The following is a 19,584-nucleotide window of genomic DNA, read 5'->3' as shown; positions in this document are numbered from 1 at the left end:
CTTTAGTGTCCGGCCTCGAACCGTTTTCTCCCCACGACGCCGGATTTTCCACGCCCCATGAAGGCCGCCGTCATCGTTTTCCCCGGCTCCAACCGCGAACGCGACGCCGTCGCCGCGCTGGAGGCCGCCAGCGGAACCAAGCCGCATCTGGTCTGGCACCGCGACACCGAACTGCCCAAGGTCGATCTGATCCTCGTGCCGGGCGGCTTCTCCTATGGCGATTACCTGCGCTCCGGCGCCATGGCGGCGCACTCGCCGATCATGCGCGAGGTGAAGGCGCGGGCCGATCAGGGCGTGCGGGTGCTCGGCATCTGCAACGGCTTCCAGATCATCACGGAGGCGGGGCTGCTGCCCGGCGCCCTGATGCGCAACGCCGCGCTGAAGTTCGTCTGCCGCACCGTCCACCTGCGGGTGGAGAACACGGACAGCCCCTTCACGGCCAAGTACCGCAAGGGCCAGATCGTCCGCTATCCCGTGGCGCACGGCGACGGCAACTACTGGACCGACGCGGAAACGGTGAAGCGCCTGGACGGCGAAGGCCAGGTGGCCTTCCGCTATGTCAGCGACGACGGCCGCGACGATCCCCAGGGGAATTCCAATGATTGGAACCCCAACGGCTCGGTCACCGGCATCGCCGGCATCTTCAACGCCAGGCGCACCGTGCTGGGCCTGATGCCGCACCCCGAGGACGCGGTGTCGGCCTTCCACGGCAACACCGACGGCAAGCCCCTGTTCGACGGTCTGGTGGAGGCCCTGTCGTGAGTCAAAAGCTCGTAAGCCAGAAAATCTCCGCTCAGTCGCAGCCCGAAGCGACCCTCGAACTCGCCCGCGAGTTCGGCCTGTCCGCCGAGGAGTACGAGAACGCCCTGAAGATCCTGGGCCGCAAGCCCACCTTCACGGAACTCGGCATCATCTCGGTGATGTGGTCGGAGCATTGCTCCTACAAGTCCTCCAAGGTGTGGCTGACCACCCTGCCGACCGACGGCCCGCAGGTCATCTGCGGCCCCGGCGAGAACGCGGGCGTGGTGGACATCGGTGACGGCGACGCCGTCATCTTCAAGATGGAAAGCCACAACCACCCGTCCTACATCGAGCCGTACCAGGGTGCGGCGACCGGCGTCGGCGGCATCCTTCGCGACGTGTTCACCATGGGCGCCCGGCCCATCGCGAACATGAACGCGCTGCGCTTCGGCGCGCCCGACCACCCGAAGACCCGCCATCTGGTGTCGGGCGTTGTGGCCGGCATCGCCCATTACGGCAACTGCGTCGGCGTGCCGACCGTGGGCGGCGAGACGAATTTCCACCCGGCCTACAACGGCAACATCCTGGTCAACGCCATGACCGTGGGTGTCGCCAAGACCGACAAGATCTTCTATTCGGCCGCCGCCGGCATCGGCAACCCGGTGGTCTATGTCGGCTCCAAGACCGGCCGCGACGGCATCCACGGCGCCACCATGGCGTCCGCCGAGTTCACCGAGGATTCGGAGGAGAAGCGCCCGACCGTGCAGGTCGGCGACCCCTTCACCGAAAAGCTGCTGATCGAAGCCTGCCTGGAGCTGATGGAGACGGACGCCATCGTCGCCATCCAGGACATGGGTGCCGCCGGCCTGACCTCCTCTTCGGTCGAGATGGCCGGCAAGGGTGGGCTGGGCATCGAGCTGGTGCTCGACAACGTGCCGATGCGCGAGGAGGGGATGACCCCCTACGAGATCATGCTCTCCGAAAGCCAGGAGCGCATGCTGATCATCCTCAAGCCCGGCCGCGAGGAGGTCGCCCGCGCGATCTTCGACAAGTGGGAGCTGGACTTCGCCGTTATCGGCACCCTGACCGACAGCGGCAATCTGGTCATCAAGATGCACGGCGACACCTGGTGCGACATGCCGATCGCGCCGGTGTCCAACGCGTCGCCCGTCTATGAGCGCCCGTGGGAGCCGACCCCGCCGCAGCCCGCGCTGGACGAGTCGGTCCACGCGCTGCCGGCCGACAAGACGCTGGGCGACATCCTGGAGACGCTCGTCTCCGTCCCCGATCAGGCGTCCAAGCGCTGGATTTGGGAGCAGTACGACAGCCTCGTCAACGGCGACACCCGCTACATGTCCGGTCAGGCCGACGCGGGCGTGGTGCGGCTGCCGGGCCAGACCAAGGCCGTCGCCATCACCACCGACTGCACCCCGCGCTACTGCCTCGCCGACCCGGTGCGTGGCGGCGCCCAGGCGGTGGCGGAGGCGTACCGCAACCTGTCGGCGGTCGGCGCCCTGCCGCTGGCCATCACCGACAACATGAACTTCGGCAACCCCGAGAAGCCGCGGATCATGGGCCAGTTCGTCGGGGCCATCCAGGGCATGGCCGACGCCTGCCGCGCGCTGGACTTCCCGGTCGTGTCGGGCAACGTCTCGCTTTACAACGAGACCAACGGCGAGGCCATCCTGCCGACCCCCGCCATCGGCGGCGTCGGCATCATGCCGGACGCCATGCTCGCGGTCGGCATCGCCTTCAAGAACGAGGGCGACACCATCCTGCTGGTGGGCGAGATTAAACCTCCAGGGGGGGGCCACCTCGGCCAGTCGCTGTACCTGCGCGAGATCCTCGGCCGCGAGGAAGGCCCGCCCCCGCCGGTGGACCTGAAGGCGGAGCGCCGCAACGGCGACTTCGTGCGCGGCATCATCCGCGAGGGTCTGGTGGTCTCCAGCCACGACGTCCAGGACGGCGGCCTGCTGGTGACCGTGGCCGAGATGGCCATGGCCGGCGGCATCGGCGCCAACCTGTCGGGCCTGGATGGGGCGGATGCCGGCGTGCTGTTCGGCGAGGATCAGGCCCGCTATGTGCTGGCCGTCCGTCCGGAGAAGGCCGCGGCGGTGCAGGAAAAGGCCAAGGCGGCCGGCGTGCCGGTGACGGTGCTCGGCAAGACCAACGGCACGGCCCTGACCGGCCGTGGCCCGGAGGCCATCACCATCGACCGCCTGAAGAAGGCCAACGAGGCGTGGCTGCCGGGCTACATGGCCGCCGGCGTCGAGTAAGCCGCGACACAGCGTTCAGGAAGGGGCCGGGCGGAGACATTCGCCCGGCCCCTTTTCGTTTCGGCGCATGGCAGCGCTTTAAGAACAGCAGCGCATAAAAAAGCATCGGCCGCCCGAAGGCGGCCGACGCATGAACCATAACGCCCTGAAGGGCGATCAGGCGGCCCGGATTTCCGAAAGGAAGCTGTCCATTTCCTGCTTGAGCAGGGACGCCTGACCGGCCAGATCGTCGGCCGCGCGCTTCACATTCTGGGTGGCGGCGCTGCTTTCGCCTTCCGCCTGCTGAATGCCGCCGACGTTGCGCGACACCTCGGACGTGCCGATGGCGGCCTGCTGGGCGTTGCGGCTGATTTCCGTCGTCGCCGCGCTCTGCTGCTCGACCGAAGCGGCCATTTCGGAGGTCGAATGGTCGATGTCCTCGACCTGCCCGATGATGGTGCGCATCGCGTCCACCGTCCGGTCGGACGCCCCTTTGACGGTGGCGATCTGGCTGCCGATCTGCTCCGTCATCGCGTGGGTCTGGTTGGCGAGGTTCTTGACCTCCGACGCCACGACGGCAAAGCCCTTGCCGGCCTCGCCGGCCCGCGCCGCCTCGATGGTGGCGTTCAGCGCCAGCAGGTTGGTCTGGCTGGCCACGGCGTTGATGGCGGCGACGATCTGGTCGACCTGCTCGATCGATCCCGAAAGCGCGTCCAACTGCTTCTGCGCCTGGACGGCGCCATCGGCAGCCGCCTTCGACCGCCCGGCCGCCCGGGTCACCCGGTCGGAGAGTTGGCGGATCGCCGCCGACATCTCCTCGGAGGCCGAGGCCACGGTTTGCACGTTCGCGCTGGCCTGTTCCGACGCGGCGGCGACGGCGGTGCACTGGGCGCTGACCTCCTCCACGGCGGCGGCGAGCTGCGACGCGGTGGCCTGCAGTTCCGTGGCGGCGCTGCCCACCGCGTTCACGATGCCGCCCACGCGCTGCTCGAACCGGGATGCCATATCGAGCATTCCCTTGCGCTTTTCGGCGGCCGCGCGCGCTTCGGCCTCTTTGGCTTCACGCTCCATCTCACGGGTGCGGATCAGGTTCTGCTTGAACACCAGAACCGTGCGCGCGATCGCGCCGACCTCGTCCTTGCGGTTGTGCCCCTCCACGTCCACCGAAGCGTCGCCTCCGGCCAGCCGCTCCATGATGGCGACGGTGCGGCGGATCGGCTGCACGATGCCGTTGCGCACCTGGAGGTAGGCAAGGCCGAGGAACAGCACGATGCCGAGTCCCGAAACGCCGAGCGTCGTGTTGTACGTCGTGTTCGTGAAGGCCGTCGCGTCGTCCGACGCCTTGTCCAGGCGCCCGGTGATGTCGGTGGTCACCTCGACGATCCGTTTGCGCGTCTGCGCCATGGCCGGCTCGATCTTCTCCGCCATCAGCCGCATGGCAAGAACGTTGTCGTTCGCCAGCGTGGCCTTCTGCACATCGGGGAAAAGGCGGATGGTCGTCTCGGTCTCCGCCATCAGACGCTCCACGTCGCTGCGCACCTCCGGCAGCCGTTTCGCGTCGGCCAGGGTGGTGCGGAGAATCGCGAACTCCTCGTCCATCTGCTTGGCGATCCGCTTCATTGCGGCATCGTCGGTCTCCGCGATCATCTTGTAGGCGAGCTGCCCGATGTCGGCGAGCACCCGGTTGGAGCGCGCCATCGCGATCGTGGCCTTGGCTTCCTGATCGATCAGCTCCGAATATTGTGCATCGATCCGGGACATCCCCGTCAGGGAGTACAGATTGGTGCCAACCGTGAGCGCGGCCATCAGCAACAGCGCCGCCAGGATTTTGGTGGTGATGGAGAGGTTCTGGAGAGTCATGGACGTGCCTTCTTGTGACCAGACAGAACGCTTGTCAAATGCGCGTCCTGTTTTGGCTTACCGAGCGCATCGCAAAAGTAAGCGTTCTTTCGAAGCCGGGAATTGATCGCTGTCAAGAACAGTCATAAAACATGGTCGATGGATCAATTTCTTAAGCATGCAACCGCTTTCACGGCCCCACACCCTCAAATGTTTCAGAAAGAACGGGCGATGCCGACGCAGATTGAGGCGGCAAATATTAATAAGATATTTAGAGTGTCGTAATGTCGCACTCCGCCTTCACCAAAGTCGACCTGCGCCGAACCCATGTCTTGCACGAAAGTGTCTAAACAATTTCGCGTGTATGGAACATCTTGGAAATACTCCATCGCCTTGCGCGCAAGGATGTGTCGGGCGCTGCTGGCCGGACCGAAGGCCCGCCCCGATAGCCCGCGCACCTTCGGACCACGCACCGCCGACGCTTCCCCGGTGACAAAACCCACCCGCGCGCTTAATTATACGGGCGGCGCCCCTATGGGCAGGGCAAGACGGAACAGGAATACGGCCATGGCGATGGAAGCCGCGGTGATCGAAAAGCTGATCAAGGAAGGCATTCCGGACGCGACGGTGGAGATCGCCGACCTGCGCGGCGACGGCGACCATTACGCCGCGCTGGTCACGTCCGCAACGTTCAAGGGCAAGTCCCGCGTGCAGCAGCACCAGATGGTCTATGCCGCCCTTCAGGGAAAGATGGGCGGCGAGCTGCACGCTCTCGCCCTCACCACGGCCGTGCCGGAAGGCGCGTGACCCCTCATCGCTTTGGACGGCACCCCCGCCGCGGCATCATCGGAGAAGGTTAGAGACATGGTTGACCAGAACATCAAGGACCGCATCGAGCAGGACATCAAGGGCAACGATGTCGTGCTGTACATGAAGGGCACGCCCGTCTTCCCGCAGTGCGGCTTCTCCGCCGCCGTCGTCCAGGTGCTGAGCCACACGGGCGTGAAGTTCAAGGGCATCAACATCCTGGAGGATCCGGGCCTGCGCCAGGGTCTGAAGGACTATTCGAACTGGCCGACCTTCCCGCAGCTCTACGTGAAGGGCGAACTGGTCGGCGGCTGCGACATCGTGCGCGAGATGTACGAGTCGGGCGAGCTGCAGCAGCTCCTCAAGGACAAGGGCGTCGCCACGGGCGCGAACGCCTGATTGGCGCCGCAGGCGCCTGCGCCTGACCGGCAGCCACACCGGTCCACACGATCAGGGCTCCGCCGCGGCGGAGCCCTTTTCGTTTGAGGCGCTTGATCGAAGTCTTCGACCGGCGCAGATTGGCGATCCGGACCGTGATGGAGCCGTCCATGTCCCGTCTCACGCGTAGAATCGTTGCCGAGCCCGCGCCCGGCCAATCCGCGGACGATCCGGTGGCGCGTTTTGCGCGCGGCGACATCGGTCGCCGTCAGGCCATGGCCGCTTTGGGCATCGGCTACGGCGCGTTGATCGACCGGGTGGCCGAACGGGGCCTGTCGTTGCCCGAACTGCCGCCCGCCGACATCGACCGCATGGCGGATGAAGTTTGCCGGCTGTTGGGCGAGTCGCGGTGACCCGTGTCGTCCTGGTCGTTCCGGACGCGGGTCCCCTGATCAGCCTCGGAAAGGCGGACGCGCTGTCGCATCTGCTTTCCCTTGAACTGCCGATCTACGTCGTCGATCAGGTTCTCTTTGAGGTGACGCGGGACGAGCGCCACGACGATGCACGCCGCATCGCCGATTTCGTGGCGGGGCACCAGAGCACCATTCACGTCTTCGAAACCGAGGTCGGCAAGGACGCGGCGAGCCGACGCGTGGCCGGCGAAACCGCGCGCCAGAAAGGACGCGGAGAGGCCGCCATAGCCGAATTTCTGGCGCGCCTGGACGAGGTGGCGCAGCCCGACGACGCGGTTCTTCTCGTCTACGAAGATTCCGATGTCCGCAAAAGCCGCTTCGTCCTTCCGGACAACGTGCACGTCGTGTCGACCAAGGCGCTGCTGGTCGGGATGGAACGTCGCGGGCTGATCCCCAGCGTGGACGCGATCTGGAAAGCGATCACGGACAACGGCCGTCGCCCGTCTGAAGACAGCGTGGATGTTCCCGCGTCTACGCCGCGTGGCCCTTCCTCTTGCTGATTCCCGGAACCGCTCCCGGTCACACCTTGTTGCCTAAGCACAACCGAAGACATGCGGTCGACACATGCGGAGGGGTGCCATGGCATTGGGACGGTCGGGCCCGCGCAAGCTGGGCGTCTATGAAGGGGCCGGGACGGTGCGCGCGCAGTCGCGGACGGTCCTGATGGTGGTCGCGGCGATCGTCATCGCGGCGGTGCTTCTGGTTCTTCTGCGCTGAGGGAGGCGGCCATGGCTCGCAAGACGATCGTAGCCCTGTACGACAGCCGCGCCGAGGCCGAGGCGGCGCAGCGGGACCTGCTGGACGCCGGGTTCGACGACCTGACGGTGGACGTGGTGTTCGACGGCGGATTCGGCGGCTCCAACGACTTCCACGGCGGGCTGTTCGTGCTGCTGTCCGGCTGGGGCGTCCCCAACGAGGAGGCGCATGACTACGCCGAGGCGGTGCGCCAGGGCGGAGCGCTGCTCGTGGTGTCCCTGACCCGCGAATCGGCGATCCGGCGCGCGCTGGACGTCCTGGAACCGGGTGGCGTCCGTTCCGCCCCGCTCGGCCAGGCCGCAACGGCGATGCGCGGGGTCAACGCCGGTCCGGCGGTCGCCCCCGCTCCGCCCCCCGCCCCGCCGGTGGAGCCCGCGCGCACCGAAACGGTGCGGGCCGGGGTCTATCCGGCCCCCGACGCGGAGCCCGGCCCGACCGGGAGGGCGCGGCCATGAGAGGGAAACGCATGCTTCTGGGCGCGCTGCTGGCGCTGGCGGCGCTGCCAGCACAGGCTCAGCAGCGGCACACCCAGCAAAGCCAAACGCAGGCGGCCCCGCGCTACGAACAGCAGAGCGCCTGCCGCGACGAGGTCTCGCGCTTTTCCGAATCCTTCCTGGGGAACCAGCCCCTGCCGGGCGGGCGCCAGGGCGCGACCCTGACCGGCGAGCAGAAGGACAAGCTGCGCGGCATGATGGACGAGGCGCGCTCGGCCGCCGGGCGCGGCGATACGGACGGCTGCCTCGCCCGCCTGCGTGACGCCCGCAACATGGTCCGCGAGGCCGGCGTCGGCGGGCGCGGCGGCTCGCTGGGGCCGGGTGGCGGAACGGGCGGGACGGCCGGTTCGACGGGGTCCTCCACGGGATCCTCCGGCCTGCCGTCCGGCAGTTCCGGTCCGGCAAGCGCGGGCAGACCCGGCGCAACGGGTGGAGGCGCAGCTGGGGCTGGATCCATGGGAACGACCGGAGGCGCCGGCGGCGTCGGCGGATCGGCGGGCGGCTCCATGGGCGGCGGCGCGGCCGGAGGGGGTGCTGGCGGCGGGGGTGGAGGTGGTGGCGGAGGCGGCGGCGGCGGCGGCTGATCGTCGCCCCGGAACACCCGCCCGAAAGCCCGACTCCGTATAGGCCATTCCCGGCGCGCAGGACCGTCATGAGCGGCGACTCGTCGCACCGGCGGGCGGTGGCGTGTTAAAGGGGATCATGGCCGAATCCACTTCCCCCACTCCGCCGCCGGTCGCCGGGCGCAACCCGGCCACCGTGAGCTTCCTCGCCGCGCTGGGCGCCTTCGTCATCTGGGGCTTCGTGGCGCCGGTCTATTTCAAGCTGCTCGGCAACGTCGGGGCGGTGGAGATCGTCGCCCACCGCGTGGTGTGGACGGTCATCCTGGTCGGCGTCTGGCTGGTGCCGACGCGCGGCCTGTCCGGCATCGTGCGCGGCGTGGGAAGCTGGAAACGGCTGGGCATCTTCGTGGTGACCACGGCCCTGATCGGGACCAACTGGACCATCTTCATCTGGGCGGTCACCCACGGGCGGATGGTCGAATCGAGCCTCGGCTACTACATCAACCCGATCGTGAACGTGCTGCTGGGCATCGCCTTCCTGCACGAGCGGCTGTCGCGCCGGCAGGGGATCGCCGTGCTGATCGCGGCGGCGGGCGTGGCGAGCCTCGTCCTGTCCTACGGGTCGGTGCCCTGGGTGGCGCTGTCGCTGGCGGTCAGCTTCGGCGTCTACGCGCTGGTGCGCAAGAAGGCGGCCATCGACCCGATGATCGGGCTGTTCGTGGAAACCGCCCTGCTGGTGCCCCCGGCGCTGCTCTATCTGCTGTGGCTGAACGCCGCCGGGGAGGGGAACTTCGGCGTGCATGGTCTGGGCACCGACCTGCTGATCGTGCTGGCCGGGCCGGTCACCGCCATTCCGCTGGTGCTGTTCATGGTGGGGGCCGCGCGGCTGAAGCTGTCGACGCTCGGCGTGCTTCAGTACATCGGGCCGACGGGGCAGCTGATGCTGGGCGTGCTGGTCTATGGCGAGGCTTTCACCACCGCCCACGCCATCGCCTTTGCCTGCATCTGGGTCGCGCTGCTGCTCTATTCCGCCGACGCCCTGTTCACCCACCGCGCCGCCCGCGCCGAAGCCCGCGCGGCAGCTGAGACGGCCACTGGGGCAGCGGCGGAGTAGCCGCCCGTCCGGGTCACGCCTTTCGTGGGGCCAGCCCGTGGGCCATGGTGTGGGCCAGCGTGCGCACCACCGCGCAGACCCGCTCCGGGTTCCGGCCGAACACCACCTGATCGAGGAAGCCCAGCCCGAAGCTGAGCGTCGCGATGCCCGCCGCCACGTTGGCGAGGTCGGCGTCCGGCGCGATGGCGCCACGCTCGCGGAAGGTCTCCAGCCGCTTCAGCAGGCAGGGGATGCGGCTTTCCGCCAGGGTGCGCGCCATTTCGTCGGCGATGGCCGGATCGACCAGCGCGCGGTCGAGCATCACCTTGGTGAAGTCGCGGCACTTCCAGGTGTGCTGGAGCTGATGCTGCAGGAAGCTGGCGAGGTCGGCCTCCAGATCGTCGCCCGGCGGCGGCAGGGCGCAGGCGCTCCCCTCCTCCCGGCCATAGCGCTCCACCACAGCCAGCAGAAGCCCGGCCTTGCCGGAGAAATAGCGCTGGATCAGCTGCTCGTTCACGCCCGCGCGGCCGGCGATGTCGCGCGTCGTCGCGGCGTCGAAGCCGCGTTCGGCGAACACCATCTTGGCCGCGTCCAGAAGCGCACCCTTGGTCGCCTCGCGGTCGCGCTTGCGGGCCGGCGCGTCGGGCGTGGCGCAGCAGTCTTCAGGTTTGGCGGAAGTCTCGTCCTCGGTCCTGGGCACAATCCTGGTCCTCGTTTCGCCGGCGGTTCGTCCATGATCCGGGTAGCTGGGATCTGGGTGGCCGGCGTCTTCTTGATAATAGGTATGCACGCGCATACTTGACAAGGGCTCCGAACGGGATAAGTATGTACCCACATACATACCAGCACCGGTCACCAAGCCGGGCATCGGACCAAGAGGGCACCGCAACCATGAGCAACGCCGATCTCTTCACGCCCCTGCGCCTTGGCGCCATCGAGCTGCCGAACCGCGTCGTCATGGCGCCGATGACCCGCAGCCGCGCCGGCGACGGCAACACCCCCACCCCGCTGATGGCCGAATACTACGCCCAGCGCGCGTCGGCCGGCCTGATCATCACCGAGGCGACGCAGGTTTCCGAGACCGGCCAGGGCTACCCCAACACGCCGGGCATCCACACCGACGCCCAGACGCTGGCCTGGCGCGCGATCGCGGAGGCGGTGCACGCGAAGGGCGGTCTGATCGCCGCGCAGATCTGGCACGTCGGCCGCATCTCGCACCCGCTGTTCCAGCCGAATGGCGCCCTGCCGGTCGCCCCGTCGGCCATCGCCGCGGCGGGCGAGCTGTACACCGGCCAGGGCATGAAGCCCTTCCCCACCCCGCGCGCGCTGGAAGCGGACGAGATCCCCGGCATCGTCAAGGCCTTCGCCGACGCCGCCAAGCGCGCGGTCTTCGACGCCGGCCTGGACGGCGTGGAGATCCACGCCGCCAACGGCTACCTGATCGACCAGTTCCTGCGCGACCGCACCAACAAGCGCACCGACCGCTACGGCGGCAGCGTCGAGAACCGCGCCCGCTTCCTGCTGGAAATCGTGGAGGCGGTGACCACCGCCGTCGGCGCCGGCCGCGTCGGCGTGCGCCTGTCGCCCACCGGCACCTTCAACGACATGGGCGACAGCGACCCGCGGGCGCTCTACACCCACGTCGTGCAGGCGCTGAACCCGTTCGGGCTGGCGTTCCTGCACATCATCGAAGGCCAGCCGGGCCACCACATGGCCCCACCCGCCGGCGCTCCGCACGTCGCGGCCGAGCTGCGGCAGCTCTTCAAGGGCCCCTTCATCATCAACGGCGGCTACACCAAGGAGCAGGCCGAGGCGGCCATCGCGTCCGGCGCCGCCGACGCGGTCAGCTTCGGCGAGCCGTTCATTTCCAACCCGGACCTGCCGGAACGCTTCCGCCGCGGCGCCGAACTGACCGAGCCGGACCGCGGCAGCTACTACGGCGGCGACGCCAAGGGCTACACCGACTACCCGGCGCTGGAGCCGGTGGACGCCTGATCCCCTCCCCCCGCGGGGGAAGCCCCCATCCCCCGCACCCCAAGGCCGGGAACCGCAAGGTTCCCGGCTTTCTTTTTGGGTCCGAAAGGGATTCGGAAACGAAAAAGGCCGCGCCCGGAGGCGCGGCCTTTCGCGTGTCGGCGGAACCGAAGGATCAGCGCGAGTAGAACTCGACGACCAGGTTCGGCTCCATCTGGACCGGGTACGGGACGTCGGCCAGCAGCGGGACGCGGACGAAGCGGCCCTTCAGGGCGCCGGTGTCCACTTCCAGGTAGTCGGGGATGTCGCGCTCACCGGAGGCGACGGCCTCCAGGATGAGGGCCATCTGCTTCGACTTGGCACGCACCTCGATGGTGTCGTTTTCCTTGATCTGGGCCGACGGGATGTTCAGGCGGCGGCCGTTGACCAGGATGTGGCCGTGGTTGATGATCTGGCGCGCGGCGAACGGGGTCGGCGCGAACTTCATGCGGTAGACCACCGCGTCCAGGCGGCGCTCCAGCAGGCCCACCAGGTTCTCGCCGGTGTCGCCCTTGCGGCGCACGGCCTCGGCGTAGATGCGGCGGAACTGCTTCTCGCCGATGTTGCCGTAGTAGCCCTTCAGCTTCTGCTTGGCCATCAGCTGCAGGCCGTAGTCGGACGGCTTCTTGCGGCGCTGGCCGTGCTGGCCGGGGCCATACTCACGCTTGTTGATCGGCGACTTGCCGCGGCCCCAGAGGTTGACGCCGAGGCGGCGGTCGATCTTGTACTTGGACTGTAGACGCTTGGCCATTTTGGTCCTCGATGGAACACGAGTTGGTCTTGTCCCGGTAGTTCCGCGGGACAAGCCGCGGACGGGGCGCATACCACAGGCACGCCCGCCTTCCCAGGATTTGAAGCCGCGCACTATACGGATCCGCGCCCCAATGTCAAACCCGGCGTGCAGGCGCGCCGTGCCGCGAAAAATCAGCGATTGCCATTTTCCGTTCGGCGTTCCATTCTCCGGCGATGCGCGTATAAGAAGAACAATACATACGTATTTTCTATCCATCCGCGCAGGCCGGAAGGAGGATATGCGCCAATGATCGACGCCCTTGGACAGCTCAAGCTGCTGGACACCGCCATCGGACTGGCGTTCATCTATCTGTTGCTGAGCGTTCTGACCACGGCCATCGTGGAAATCATCGCCGCGGCGCTGCGGCTGCGGCACATCAATCTGGTGCAGGGCTTGGTCTGGCTGCTCCAGACCTCCACGAAAGCGCCCGCGCAAGGCGCTGCCCCGCCCGCTCAGCCGGCGGAGGGAAGCGGCACCGAACCGACCTGGCGCGAGTGGCTGGACCGTTGGCGCGCGACGTGGGGGTGGCGGATCATGGGACAGCGCCGGATCGAGGATGCCAGCCTCACGTCCGGCGGCGAAACGTCCGCGGCGCCGAAAGACTCGCTCGCCTACGCGCTGCTCAACCATCCGCTCATCCATCGCCTCGCCCCGGGGGAGCGCGTTCCGGCCTACATCCCGTCCAATCTTTTCGCCGCCGCCCTGATCGACCTGCTGGCATCGGACAAGGACGTGACGATGGTCGACAAGGACGGCAAGCCCGTGCCCAACCAGCCGCAGGCGGCCTTCGGCAACGTGGCGGAGCTGATCGACAAGATCCCATACCCCGAATTGAAGGACATGCTGCGTCCGGTCGTGACGCAGGCCCAGGTCAAGGCGGTGAAGGCGGAAGATGCCGCCAAAGCGGCCATCCAGGCCATCGAGGACTGGTTCGACCAGTCGATGGACCGGGTGTCGGGCTGGTACAAGCAGCGCATCCAGTTCGTGACGCTGGCCGTCGCCTTTCTGGTGGCGTTCGCCCTGAACGTCGACACCATCGGGATTTCGACCGTTCTGTGGCGCGACGACGCCCTGCGGGCGGCGCTGGTCAAGACCGCCGTGGACACGTCGAAGGACGACTCGATCCTGAAAAATCCCTGCGCGGCGACGGACAAGGACAAGCCCGTCGACCAGCTCGAATGCCTGGGGACGCGCATCGTCCAGCTGAACGACGACGTGAACCGGAAGCTGGGCGGCGTGCCGATCGGCTGGTCCGAAACGGCGGCGCCCCACGACCTGGGAAGCTTTATCCTTCACCTGCTCGGCTGGTTGCTGAGCGCCTTCGCCCTGTCGCTCGGCGCGCCCTTCTGGTTCGACCTGCTGTCGCGCTTCGTCCGCCTGCGCGGGACCGGTCCGAAGCCGGACGGCGACAAGGGCGGCGCGGGACAGAGCGGCACCGCCGCGGCGACCCCGCGCGTGGGCTGACCGTCCTTGCCGGCCGCGGCGCCACGCTCACCTTATACCGGACACGGGACGGGAGATGGTGGGCGTGGCAAAAGCGGATGCGACGTTCCGGCGGCGGCTCCTTCCGGCGGCCGCCATGATGGCGATGGTTTCCTCCGGCGTCGCGGCCGCCCAGAAGGTCGGCGACACCGCCCATGTGACCCCGGATGGGTTACCGGCGCCCTATGCCACGCCCACCGTGCACAACACCCATGTCCGGGTCGACCGGCCGGACAAGCAGCCCCTGCGCGTGCCGCCGGGCTTTCGCGCCACGCTGTTGCGCGACCATGTGGAGAACGCCCGCAACCTGCTGGTCCTGCCCGACGGCGGCGTGCTGGTGGCGCAGCAGAAGCCCGGCACCCTGACGCTGCTGCGCGAGGGCGACGGGAAGGACGGAGGAAAGGGCGAGGCGGAGTCCTGGCTGTGGGCGGCGGGCTTCGACAAGCCCTACGGTCTCGCCTTCCACGAGGGCTTCGTCTATGTGGCCGATACGGAGGCCGTGTGGCGCCTGCCCTGGCGCGAGGGCGCCACCGCCGCACCGGGGGAGCGCCAGCGCCTGACCCCGCCGGGCGCGCTGGGGGACCGGAACGGGCACGACACCCGCTCCCTGGTCATCGCGCCGGACGGGCGGTATTTCTATGTGGGCGTCGGCTCCGCCGCCAACATCGCGGAGGAGGCCCCGCCGCGCGCCACCATCCAGGAATTCCCCATCGAGGGCGGCGAGGGGCGCACGCTCGCCACCGGGCTGCGCAACCCGGTCGGCATGGGATTCCGGCCAGAGTCGAACGACCTCTACGCGGTGGTGAACGAGCGCGACGGGATGGGCGACGGGCTGGTGCCCGATTTCCTGACGCGGATCGAGCCGGGGGGATTCTACGGCTGGCCCTACGCCTATCTGGGCAGCCACCCGCAGCCGGAGTTCGCGGACAAGCGGCCGGATTTGGTGGAGCAGTCCATCGCGCCCGACCTGCTGTTCGAGTCGCATTCCGCGCCGCTCGGCATGGTCTTCACCGACCGGCTCAACGGCCCGGCGCACTTTCGCAACGGCGCGCTGGTCGCGCTGCACGGGTCCTCCAGCCGGTCGGACCCTGTGGGCTACACGGTGGTCTTCGCGCCCTTCGACGGGAAGAAGCCGGCCGGCGGCTACGAGGTCTTCGCCAGCGGCTTCCTCCGCGAGGAAGGAGAGGACCGGCGCCCCCGGGTGTGGGGGCGCCCCGCCGGGCTGGCGATCGCCAGGGATGGAAGTCTGCTGATCGCCGACAGCCTGGGGTCGGTCTGGAAGGTGGCCTATGTGGGGACCGGGAAGATGAGCAGCCGGCGGTGAGGGCCTAACAGCACTCGTCCTCCAGCTTGCGCAGCATCGCCAAGCCTTCCTCGTCGTCGTATTCCTCGAACAGGTCGGCGATGTAGTAGACGTTCGCGCAGAGCAGGCAGAGACCGTCGGCCTGACGCTTCAGCGGGTCGTCGGCGACGGCCAGCTTCTCCTTGAAGCGTTCCCAGAAGGCGTTGGTCTTGGCCGGGTCGTCGATGTGCGTGTGCAGGCGTTCGATGATGCGGCGCGAGTTGCCTTCGCAGTCGATGCCTTTGAATGAGACGTAACGGTCGGGGGAGTCGGTTGCGTCCACGGCGTGTTTTCCCTCGGATGCGGCGGCTGACGACACCCATCCGTCATCGCGGATTGCCGCGGCGCACACAAGCCGCCCTGCATGAACGGCGGGCCGGCCGCGCGAACGGTTGGTTCGGCGCGCGAATGGTTTTGGTCAGAGCGCGAGCAGCTTCTTCAGGCGCTCGATGCGGCCGCGGCTGACCGGGACGCGGGGCGCGCCGGGGGCGGCCATGACGAAGGCGGCGCGGCCGTCGCTGCGGTCGATGGCCTGGGCGTGGCGCAGGTTGACGATGTAGCCGCGATGCGCCCGCACGAACTGCCGCCCGTCGAGCCGCGCCTCCAGGTCCGACAGCGCCAGGGAGCAGAAGAAGGCCCCCTCCGCCGTGTGCACGGTCGTGTAGTGGCCGTTGGCCTGGACATAGACGGCGTCCGCCGGGTCGATCAGCACCACGCCCTGGCGCGTCGTGATCGGCAGCTTGACCAGCGGTGGGGTGGGTTCGTCCGGCGGGTCGGCAACCACCGCTTTTTGGGCCGGCGGCTCGGGCGACGGCGCGCCGGGCTTGCCGACCTCGTACAGCATCAGCGCGATCAGGGGAGAGGCGTCGCCCTGCGGCAGCGCGGTGGCCTTCACCACGATCATCCGGCCGGGCAGAGCCACCATCATGGCGCTGGCGGCGGGTGGCGCGTCCGGGTCATGGGCGGCGGCCAGCAGCAGCTCCACCTTGGCGCGGCTGGCCGGCGGGTGCAGGTCGTGCAGGCTGGCACCCACCAGCGGACGGGAGCGGCCGACCATCCGCTCTGCCGCCGCGTTCACCGACACGACGCGCCGGTCCCCGTCAAGCAGGACGAGGCCCACGGGCATATGCTGGAGGGTGTATTCCATGGGGGCAGTATAGGCACTCTTCGCCCCCGCTGGAAAAGGGTTCTGGGGGAGCGGTTAAGGCTCGCCCTTACGGCGCCCGGTCAGCGCGGCGATGACGCCGTGGAAGGTGCGCACCTCCTGCTCGGTCATCTGCATGCGCTCGATGGCGTTGCGCAGGGTGCGGACCATGGAGGGGCGCTTTTCCGGCGTCGTGAAGAAGCCGGTGCGGTCCAGGTCGCCTTCCAGATGCTCGAAGAAGTTCAGCAGCTCCGCCTTGGTGGCCGGGCGGGTCTGACCGGTGTGCAGCACGCGGTCGGGCGGGATCTCGCCGGTCTGGAACCACTCGTAGCCGATCAGCAGGACCGCCTGCGCCAGATTCAGCGAGGAGAAGGACGGGTTCAGCGGCACGGTGATCAGCTTTTCCGCCAGCGTCAGGTCGTCGTTGACGAGGCCCGTGCGCTCCGGCCCGAACAGCACGCCGGTCTTGTGACCAGCGTCGAAATGGGCGCGCAGTTCGGTCGCCGCGACGCGCGGGGTGACGAATTCCTGGATCATGCCGCGCGTGCGCACGGTGGTGGCGAAGACCACGTTGAGGTCGGCGACCGCCTCGGCCGTCGTCTCGTACAGCGTCGCCCCGTCGAGCACGAGGTCGGCGCCCGACGCCGCGGCCACGGCCTTCTCGTTGGGCCAGCCGTCGCGCGGCTTCACGAGCCGCAGCTCGGTCAGGCCGCAGTTCAGCATGGCCCGCGCGCAGGCGCCGATGTTCTCGCCCAGCTGGGGCTGGACGAGGATGATGGTCGGACCGCCAAGGACGGACGGACGGTTGGGATCTTTTCCGGAGGTCATCGCCTTGCTCGAACTTGCACTTCTATTCCCCTCTCCCCTTCCGGAGGCCTGCAACGATAAACATCATCTTCATGTCCGTCATCCCCGCGAAGGCGGGGATCCAGGGCACCCCGAGACGTTTCCTCGTGGCCCTGGATCCCCGCCTTCGCGGGGATGACGCCCCAAAATCGCCGTAGCAACGACTTCAGGACGGAAGAGGGGGCATGGCTTCAGCCGCGCGGCACCGCGCCGCCTTTGAACAGCTTGAAGGTATAGCTGTCCACCAAAGCTTCCATGGAGGCTTCGATGATGTTGGTGGAGACGCCCAGCGTGGACCACTCCGACCCGTCGCCGTTTTCGGAGCGGATCAGGACGCGCGGCATGGCGCCGGTGCCGTCCTTCGCGGCCAGGATGCGCACGCGGTAGTCCGACAGCTTCACGCCGCCGAGCAGCGGGTAGAGCGGCTCCAGCGCCTTGCGCATCGCGGTGTCCAACGCGTTCACCGGGCCGTTGCCGGAGGCCACCTCGTGGTATTCCTTGCCGCCGATCCGCACGCGGACGACGGCTTCCGACTCGACGACCAGCTCGCCCTTCGCGTTGTAGCGGCGCTCGTCGGTGACGTGGAAGCGCTTCAGGGTGAAATAGTCCGGCACCTCGCCCAGCTCGCGGCGGACCAGCAGTTCGAAGCTGGCCTCAGCGGTGTCGTAGGCGTAGCCATCCGTGTCGCGCTGCTTCACGAGGTCGAGCAGGCGGCTCAGCCGCTCGTCCTTCGGGTCCACGTCCATGCCCATCTCGCGCAGCCGCGCGATGACGTTGGAGCGGCCGGCCTGGTCCGACATGACGATCTGCCGGCGGTTGCCCACCGACTCCGGCACCACATGCTCGTAGGAGGACGGGTCCTTCTCCACGGCCGAGACGTGCAGGCCGCCCTTGTGCGCGAAGGCGCTGGCGCCGACGTAGGGGGCGTGGCGGTTGGGGGCGCGGTTCAGGCGCTCGTCGAACTTGCGGCTGATCTCGGTCAGCAGCGGCAGGTCCTCGGCGCGGATGCCGACGTCGTAGCCCATCTTCAGCATCAGCGACGGAATCAGCGACACGAGGTTGGCGTTGCCGCAGCGCTCCCCCAGCCCGTTGATGGTCCCCTGCACCATGCGCACGCCCGCGCGCACGGCGGCCAGCGAGTTGGCGACGGCGTTTTCCGTGTCGTTGTGGCAGTGGATGCCCAGCCGGTCGCCGGGGATGCCGTGCTCCTCGATCACCTGACGGACGATCGCGTCGATCTCGTGCGGCAGGGTGCCGCCGTTGGTGTCGCACAGCACGATCCAGCGGGCGCCCGCGTCGAAGGCGGCCTTGATGCAGGCGGCGGCGTAGGCCGGGTTGCGCTTGTAGCCGTCGAAGAAATGCTCCGCATCGAACAGCGCCTCGCCCTTGGCGGCCTTCAGGGCGGCGATGCTGTCGGCGATCAGCTCCAGATTCTCCGCGCGCGGGATGCCCAGCGCCACGTCGACGTGGAAGTCCCAGGTCTTGCCGACGATGCAGACGGCGCTGGCCTTGGACTGGATGAGCACGGCGAGCTGCGGGTCGTTGGCGGTGCTGCGCCCCGGCCGGCGGGTCATGCCGAAGGCGGTGAAGGTGGAGCGTTTCAGCGCCGGCGCCTGGGCGAAGAACTGGTCGTCGGTCGGGTTGGCGCCGGGCCAGCCGCCCTCCACGTAATCGACGCCCAGCCGGTCCAGGTCGCGGGCGATGGCGATCTTGTCGGCGACCGAAAAGTCCACATCCTGGGTCTGCGCGCCGTCGCGCAGGGTGGTGTCGTACAGATAGATGCGTTCGCCCGTCATCACCGCCGCCCGAAAATGCCGCCTGAAAAGGTGGTCGCCTAAAGGATGGTCATAGGACTGACCGAAAGGCCGGAAGAATGGCGGATGCGCCCCGGCATCTCAATATTTTTGATGGAGAAGGCGGATTTTGGCGGCTGTTCCCGGACACGCCGCCGGTCCGGGACAGGCGCATTGGAGGTAATAGGACAATTGTACTGACCAAAAAGGCGGGGCCTTGTGCTAAGCACCACGCCCTTCCCCAAGTACCCCCGGGCGCTTTTCGGACGCCCCGCCTGTTGTTCCCGGATGTTTGTTCCGACGGGCAGCGGTTTTCCAACGGGTGGATTGACGAACCGTGAGTTACGCGAGCGATGAGGCGCGGGACAAGCTCGTCATGGTGATCGACGACGAGCGGACCGTGCTGCAGGCCCTGAACCTGCTGCTGGAGATGTGGGGCTACCGCGTCATCGCCGCCGAAAGCGAGGGCGAGGCGGTGGAACGGCTCTCCGCGCTTCATGAGACCCCGCACGCCATCCTGGCCGACTACCGCCTGCGCGAGGGGCGCACCGGCGTGCAGGCCATCGAGCGCATCCGGTCGGAGGTCGGGGCCAGCGTGCCCGGCGTCATCATCACCGGCGACACTTCGACCGACGGGCTGCGCGAGGCGCGCGCCCGCGGCCTGACCATCCTGCAGAAGCCGGTGCTGCCGCCGCACCTCCAGGCCGTGCTGGGCAAGGCCCTGCGGGAGGCAGCCGCACGGGAGATCTCCGTACGGGGAGCGTCCGGCTGA

At 68.2% G+C, this 19,584-nt stretch carries 22 protein-coding genes; 14 read left to right on the top strand and 8 right to left on the bottom strand.

Annotated features, from left to right (window positions below):
* Positions 1-57 precede the first annotated feature (57 nt).
* Positions 58-762 carry a phosphoribosylformylglycinamidine synthase subunit PurQ gene (gene purQ, locus ACSVC7_RS03285; protein WP_448202597.1) on the top strand — a complete coding sequence of 235 codons (705 nt, stop codon included), beginning with the start codon at positions 58-60 and terminating at the stop codon, positions 760-762.
* Positions 759-3,017 (top strand): phosphoribosylformylglycinamidine synthase subunit PurL, encoded by a 2,259-nt coding sequence (gene purL / locus ACSVC7_RS03280; RefSeq protein ID WP_448202598.1) that lies wholly within the window; start codon positions 759-761, stop codon positions 3,015-3,017. Before purQ ends, purL begins: the two co-directional genes overlap by 4 nt.
* 156 nt (positions 3,018-3,173) lie before the next feature.
* Here the strand turns inward: purL and ACSVC7_RS03275 are convergent, their stop codons facing one another.
* Both ACSVC7_RS03275 and ACSVC7_RS03270 read right to left on the bottom strand, forming a co-directional pair.
* A complete protein-coding gene (locus tag ACSVC7_RS03275; protein ID WP_448202599.1) occupies positions 3,174-4,856 on the bottom strand; it encodes a methyl-accepting chemotaxis protein in 1,683 nt (560 codons plus the stop codon).
* A gap of 194 nt (positions 4,857-5,050) precedes the next feature.
* On the bottom strand, positions 5,051-5,338 hold the full coding sequence (locus tag ACSVC7_RS03270) for a hypothetical protein (protein WP_448202600.1): 288 nt from the start codon (positions 5,336-5,338) through the stop codon (positions 5,051-5,053).
* A gap of 64 nt (positions 5,339-5,402) precedes the next feature.
* Between ACSVC7_RS03270 and ACSVC7_RS03265 the strand changes: the two genes are divergently transcribed.
* The 8 genes from ACSVC7_RS03265 to rarD all read left to right on the top strand — a co-directional run bounded on the left by ACSVC7_RS03265 (position 5,403) and on the right by rarD (position 9,420).
* Positions 5,403-5,642 (top strand): BolA/IbaG family iron-sulfur metabolism protein, encoded by a 240-nt coding sequence (locus ACSVC7_RS03265; protein WP_448202601.1) that lies wholly within the window; start codon positions 5,403-5,405, stop codon positions 5,640-5,642.
* Positions 5,643-5,699: 57 nt separating this feature from the next.
* Positions 5,700-6,041, top strand: a complete 342-nt coding sequence (gene grxD, locus ACSVC7_RS03260) for a Grx4 family monothiol glutaredoxin (protein WP_448202602.1) — start codon at positions 5,700-5,702, stop codon at positions 6,039-6,041.
* Between the two features lie 92 nt (positions 6,042-6,133).
* Complete coding sequence (locus ACSVC7_RS03255) at positions 6,134-6,433, top strand: hypothetical protein (protein WP_448202603.1); 300 nt, start codon at positions 6,134-6,136, stop codon at positions 6,431-6,433.
* Positions 6,430-6,993, top strand: coding sequence for a PIN domain-containing protein (locus tag ACSVC7_RS03250; RefSeq protein ID WP_448202604.1), 564 nt, complete (start codon positions 6,430-6,432; stop codon positions 6,991-6,993). The genes ACSVC7_RS03255 and ACSVC7_RS03250 overlap by 4 nt, the downstream gene beginning before the upstream one ends.
* A gap of 79 nt (positions 6,994-7,072) precedes the next feature.
* A complete protein-coding gene (locus ACSVC7_RS03245; protein WP_448202605.1) occupies positions 7,073-7,210 on the top strand; it encodes a hypothetical protein in 138 nt (45 codons plus the stop codon).
* Positions 7,211-7,221: 11 nt separating this feature from the next.
* Positions 7,222-7,704 (top strand): hypothetical protein, encoded by a 483-nt coding sequence (locus ACSVC7_RS03240; protein ID WP_448202606.1) that lies wholly within the window; start codon positions 7,222-7,224, stop codon positions 7,702-7,704.
* Entirely contained in the window at positions 7,701-8,327 is a 627-nt protein-coding gene (locus tag ACSVC7_RS03235) for a hypothetical protein (protein ID WP_448202607.1), read from the top strand. The genes ACSVC7_RS03240 and ACSVC7_RS03235 overlap by 4 nt, the downstream gene beginning before the upstream one ends.
* A 118-nt stretch (positions 8,328-8,445) precedes the next feature.
* A complete protein-coding gene (gene rarD / locus ACSVC7_RS03230) occupies positions 8,446-9,420 on the top strand; it encodes an EamA family transporter RarD (protein ID WP_448202608.1) in 975 nt (324 codons plus the stop codon).
* A 13-nt stretch (positions 9,421-9,433) separates the two neighbouring features.
* Here the strand turns inward: rarD and ACSVC7_RS03225 are convergent, their stop codons facing one another.
* Entirely contained in the window at positions 9,434-10,099 is a 666-nt protein-coding gene (locus ACSVC7_RS03225; RefSeq protein WP_448202609.1) for a TetR/AcrR family transcriptional regulator, read from the bottom strand.
* Between the two features lie 191 nt (positions 10,100-10,290).
* Between ACSVC7_RS03225 and ACSVC7_RS03220 the strand changes: the two genes are divergently transcribed.
* Complete coding sequence (locus ACSVC7_RS03220) at positions 10,291-11,394, top strand: alkene reductase (protein WP_448202610.1); 1,104 nt, start codon at positions 10,291-10,293, stop codon at positions 11,392-11,394.
* Positions 11,395-11,548: 154 nt separating this feature from the next.
* Here the strand turns inward: ACSVC7_RS03220 and rpsD are convergent, their stop codons facing one another.
* Positions 11,549-12,163 carry a 30S ribosomal protein S4 gene (gene rpsD / locus ACSVC7_RS03215; RefSeq protein WP_448202611.1) on the bottom strand — a complete coding sequence of 205 codons (615 nt, stop codon included), beginning with the start codon at positions 12,161-12,163 and terminating at the stop codon, positions 11,549-11,551.
* Positions 12,164-12,451: 288 nt separating this feature from the next.
* Here rpsD and ACSVC7_RS03210 point away from each other — a divergent pair, with 288 nt between their 5' ends.
* Positions 12,452-13,669: a hypothetical protein gene (locus ACSVC7_RS03210; protein WP_448202612.1), complete on the top strand. Its 1,218-nt coding sequence runs from the start codon at positions 12,452-12,454 to the stop codon at positions 13,667-13,669.
* 55 nt (positions 13,670-13,724) lie between these two features.
* Positions 13,725-15,011: a PQQ-dependent sugar dehydrogenase gene (locus ACSVC7_RS03205; protein WP_448202613.1), complete on the top strand. Its 1,287-nt coding sequence runs from the start codon at positions 13,725-13,727 to the stop codon at positions 15,009-15,011.
* 4 nt (positions 15,012-15,015) lie between these two features.
* Here the strand turns inward: ACSVC7_RS03205 and cowN are convergent, their stop codons facing one another.
* From cowN to cimA, 4 genes are all read right to left on the bottom strand, one after another.
* Entirely contained in the window at positions 15,016-15,312 is a 297-nt protein-coding gene (gene cowN / locus ACSVC7_RS03200) for a N(2)-fixation sustaining protein CowN (protein WP_448202614.1), read from the bottom strand.
* Positions 15,313-15,447: 135 nt separating this feature from the next.
* Complete coding sequence (locus tag ACSVC7_RS03195) at positions 15,448-16,176, bottom strand: LytTR family DNA-binding domain-containing protein (RefSeq protein ID WP_448202615.1); 729 nt, start codon at positions 16,174-16,176, stop codon at positions 15,448-15,450.
* 54 nt (positions 16,177-16,230) lie between these two features.
* Positions 16,231-17,001: an RNA methyltransferase gene (locus tag ACSVC7_RS03190; RefSeq protein WP_448202616.1), complete on the bottom strand. Its 771-nt coding sequence runs from the start codon at positions 16,999-17,001 to the stop codon at positions 16,231-16,233.
* Between the two features lie 209 nt (positions 17,002-17,210).
* Entirely contained in the window at positions 17,211-18,815 is a 1,605-nt protein-coding gene (gene cimA / locus ACSVC7_RS03185; RefSeq protein ID WP_448202617.1) for a citramalate synthase, read from the bottom strand.
* 334 nt (positions 18,816-19,149) lie between these two features.
* Here cimA and ACSVC7_RS03180 point away from each other — a divergent pair, with 334 nt between their 5' ends.
* A complete protein-coding gene (locus ACSVC7_RS03180) occupies positions 19,150-19,584 on the top strand; it encodes a response regulator (protein ID WP_448202618.1) in 435 nt (144 codons plus the stop codon).

The sequence above is a fragment of the Azospirillum mesophilum genome (assembly GCF_053470405.2).
Note: the sequence above shows the minus strand (reverse complement) of the source record. Positions and strands in the feature narration are given on the sequence as shown.

Coding starts and splice junctions, on each gene's coding strand:
- purQ (WP_448202597.1), top strand. CDS start 58: ATGAAGGCCGCCGTCATCGTTTTCCCCGGCTCCAACCGCGAACGCGAC.
- ACSVC7_RS03275 (WP_448202599.1), bottom strand. CDS start 4,856: ATGACTCTCCAGAACCTCTCCATCACCACCAAAATCCTGGCGGCGCTG.
- ACSVC7_RS03265 (WP_448202601.1), top strand. CDS start 5,403: ATGGCGATGGAAGCCGCGGTGATCGAAAAGCTGATCAAGGAAGGCATT.
- grxD (WP_448202602.1), top strand. CDS start 5,700: ATGGTTGACCAGAACATCAAGGACCGCATCGAGCAGGACATCAAGGGC.
- ACSVC7_RS03245 (WP_448202605.1), top strand. CDS start 7,073: ATGGCATTGGGACGGTCGGGCCCGCGCAAGCTGGGCGTCTATGAAGGG.
- ACSVC7_RS03240 (WP_448202606.1), top strand. CDS start 7,222: ATGGCTCGCAAGACGATCGTAGCCCTGTACGACAGCCGCGCCGAGGCC.
- ACSVC7_RS03235 (WP_448202607.1), top strand. CDS start 7,701: ATGAGAGGGAAACGCATGCTTCTGGGCGCGCTGCTGGCGCTGGCGGCG.
- rarD (WP_448202608.1), top strand. CDS start 8,446: ATGGCCGAATCCACTTCCCCCACTCCGCCGCCGGTCGCCGGGCGCAAC.
- ACSVC7_RS03220 (WP_448202610.1), top strand. CDS start 10,291: ATGAGCAACGCCGATCTCTTCACGCCCCTGCGCCTTGGCGCCATCGAG.
- rpsD (WP_448202611.1), bottom strand. CDS start 12,163: ATGGCCAAGCGTCTACAGTCCAAGTACAAGATCGACCGCCGCCTCGGC.
- ACSVC7_RS03210 (WP_448202612.1), top strand. CDS start 12,452: ATGATCGACGCCCTTGGACAGCTCAAGCTGCTGGACACCGCCATCGGA.
- ACSVC7_RS03205 (WP_448202613.1), top strand. CDS start 13,725: ATGGTGGGCGTGGCAAAAGCGGATGCGACGTTCCGGCGGCGGCTCCTT.
- ACSVC7_RS03195 (WP_448202615.1), bottom strand. CDS start 16,176: ATGGAATACACCCTCCAGCATATGCCCGTGGGCCTCGTCCTGCTTGAC.
- ACSVC7_RS03190 (WP_448202616.1), bottom strand. CDS start 17,001: ATGACCTCCGGAAAAGATCCCAACCGTCCGTCCGTCCTTGGCGGTCCG.
- cimA (WP_448202617.1), bottom strand. CDS start 18,815: ATGACGGGCGAACGCATCTATCTGTACGACACCACCCTGCGCGACGGC.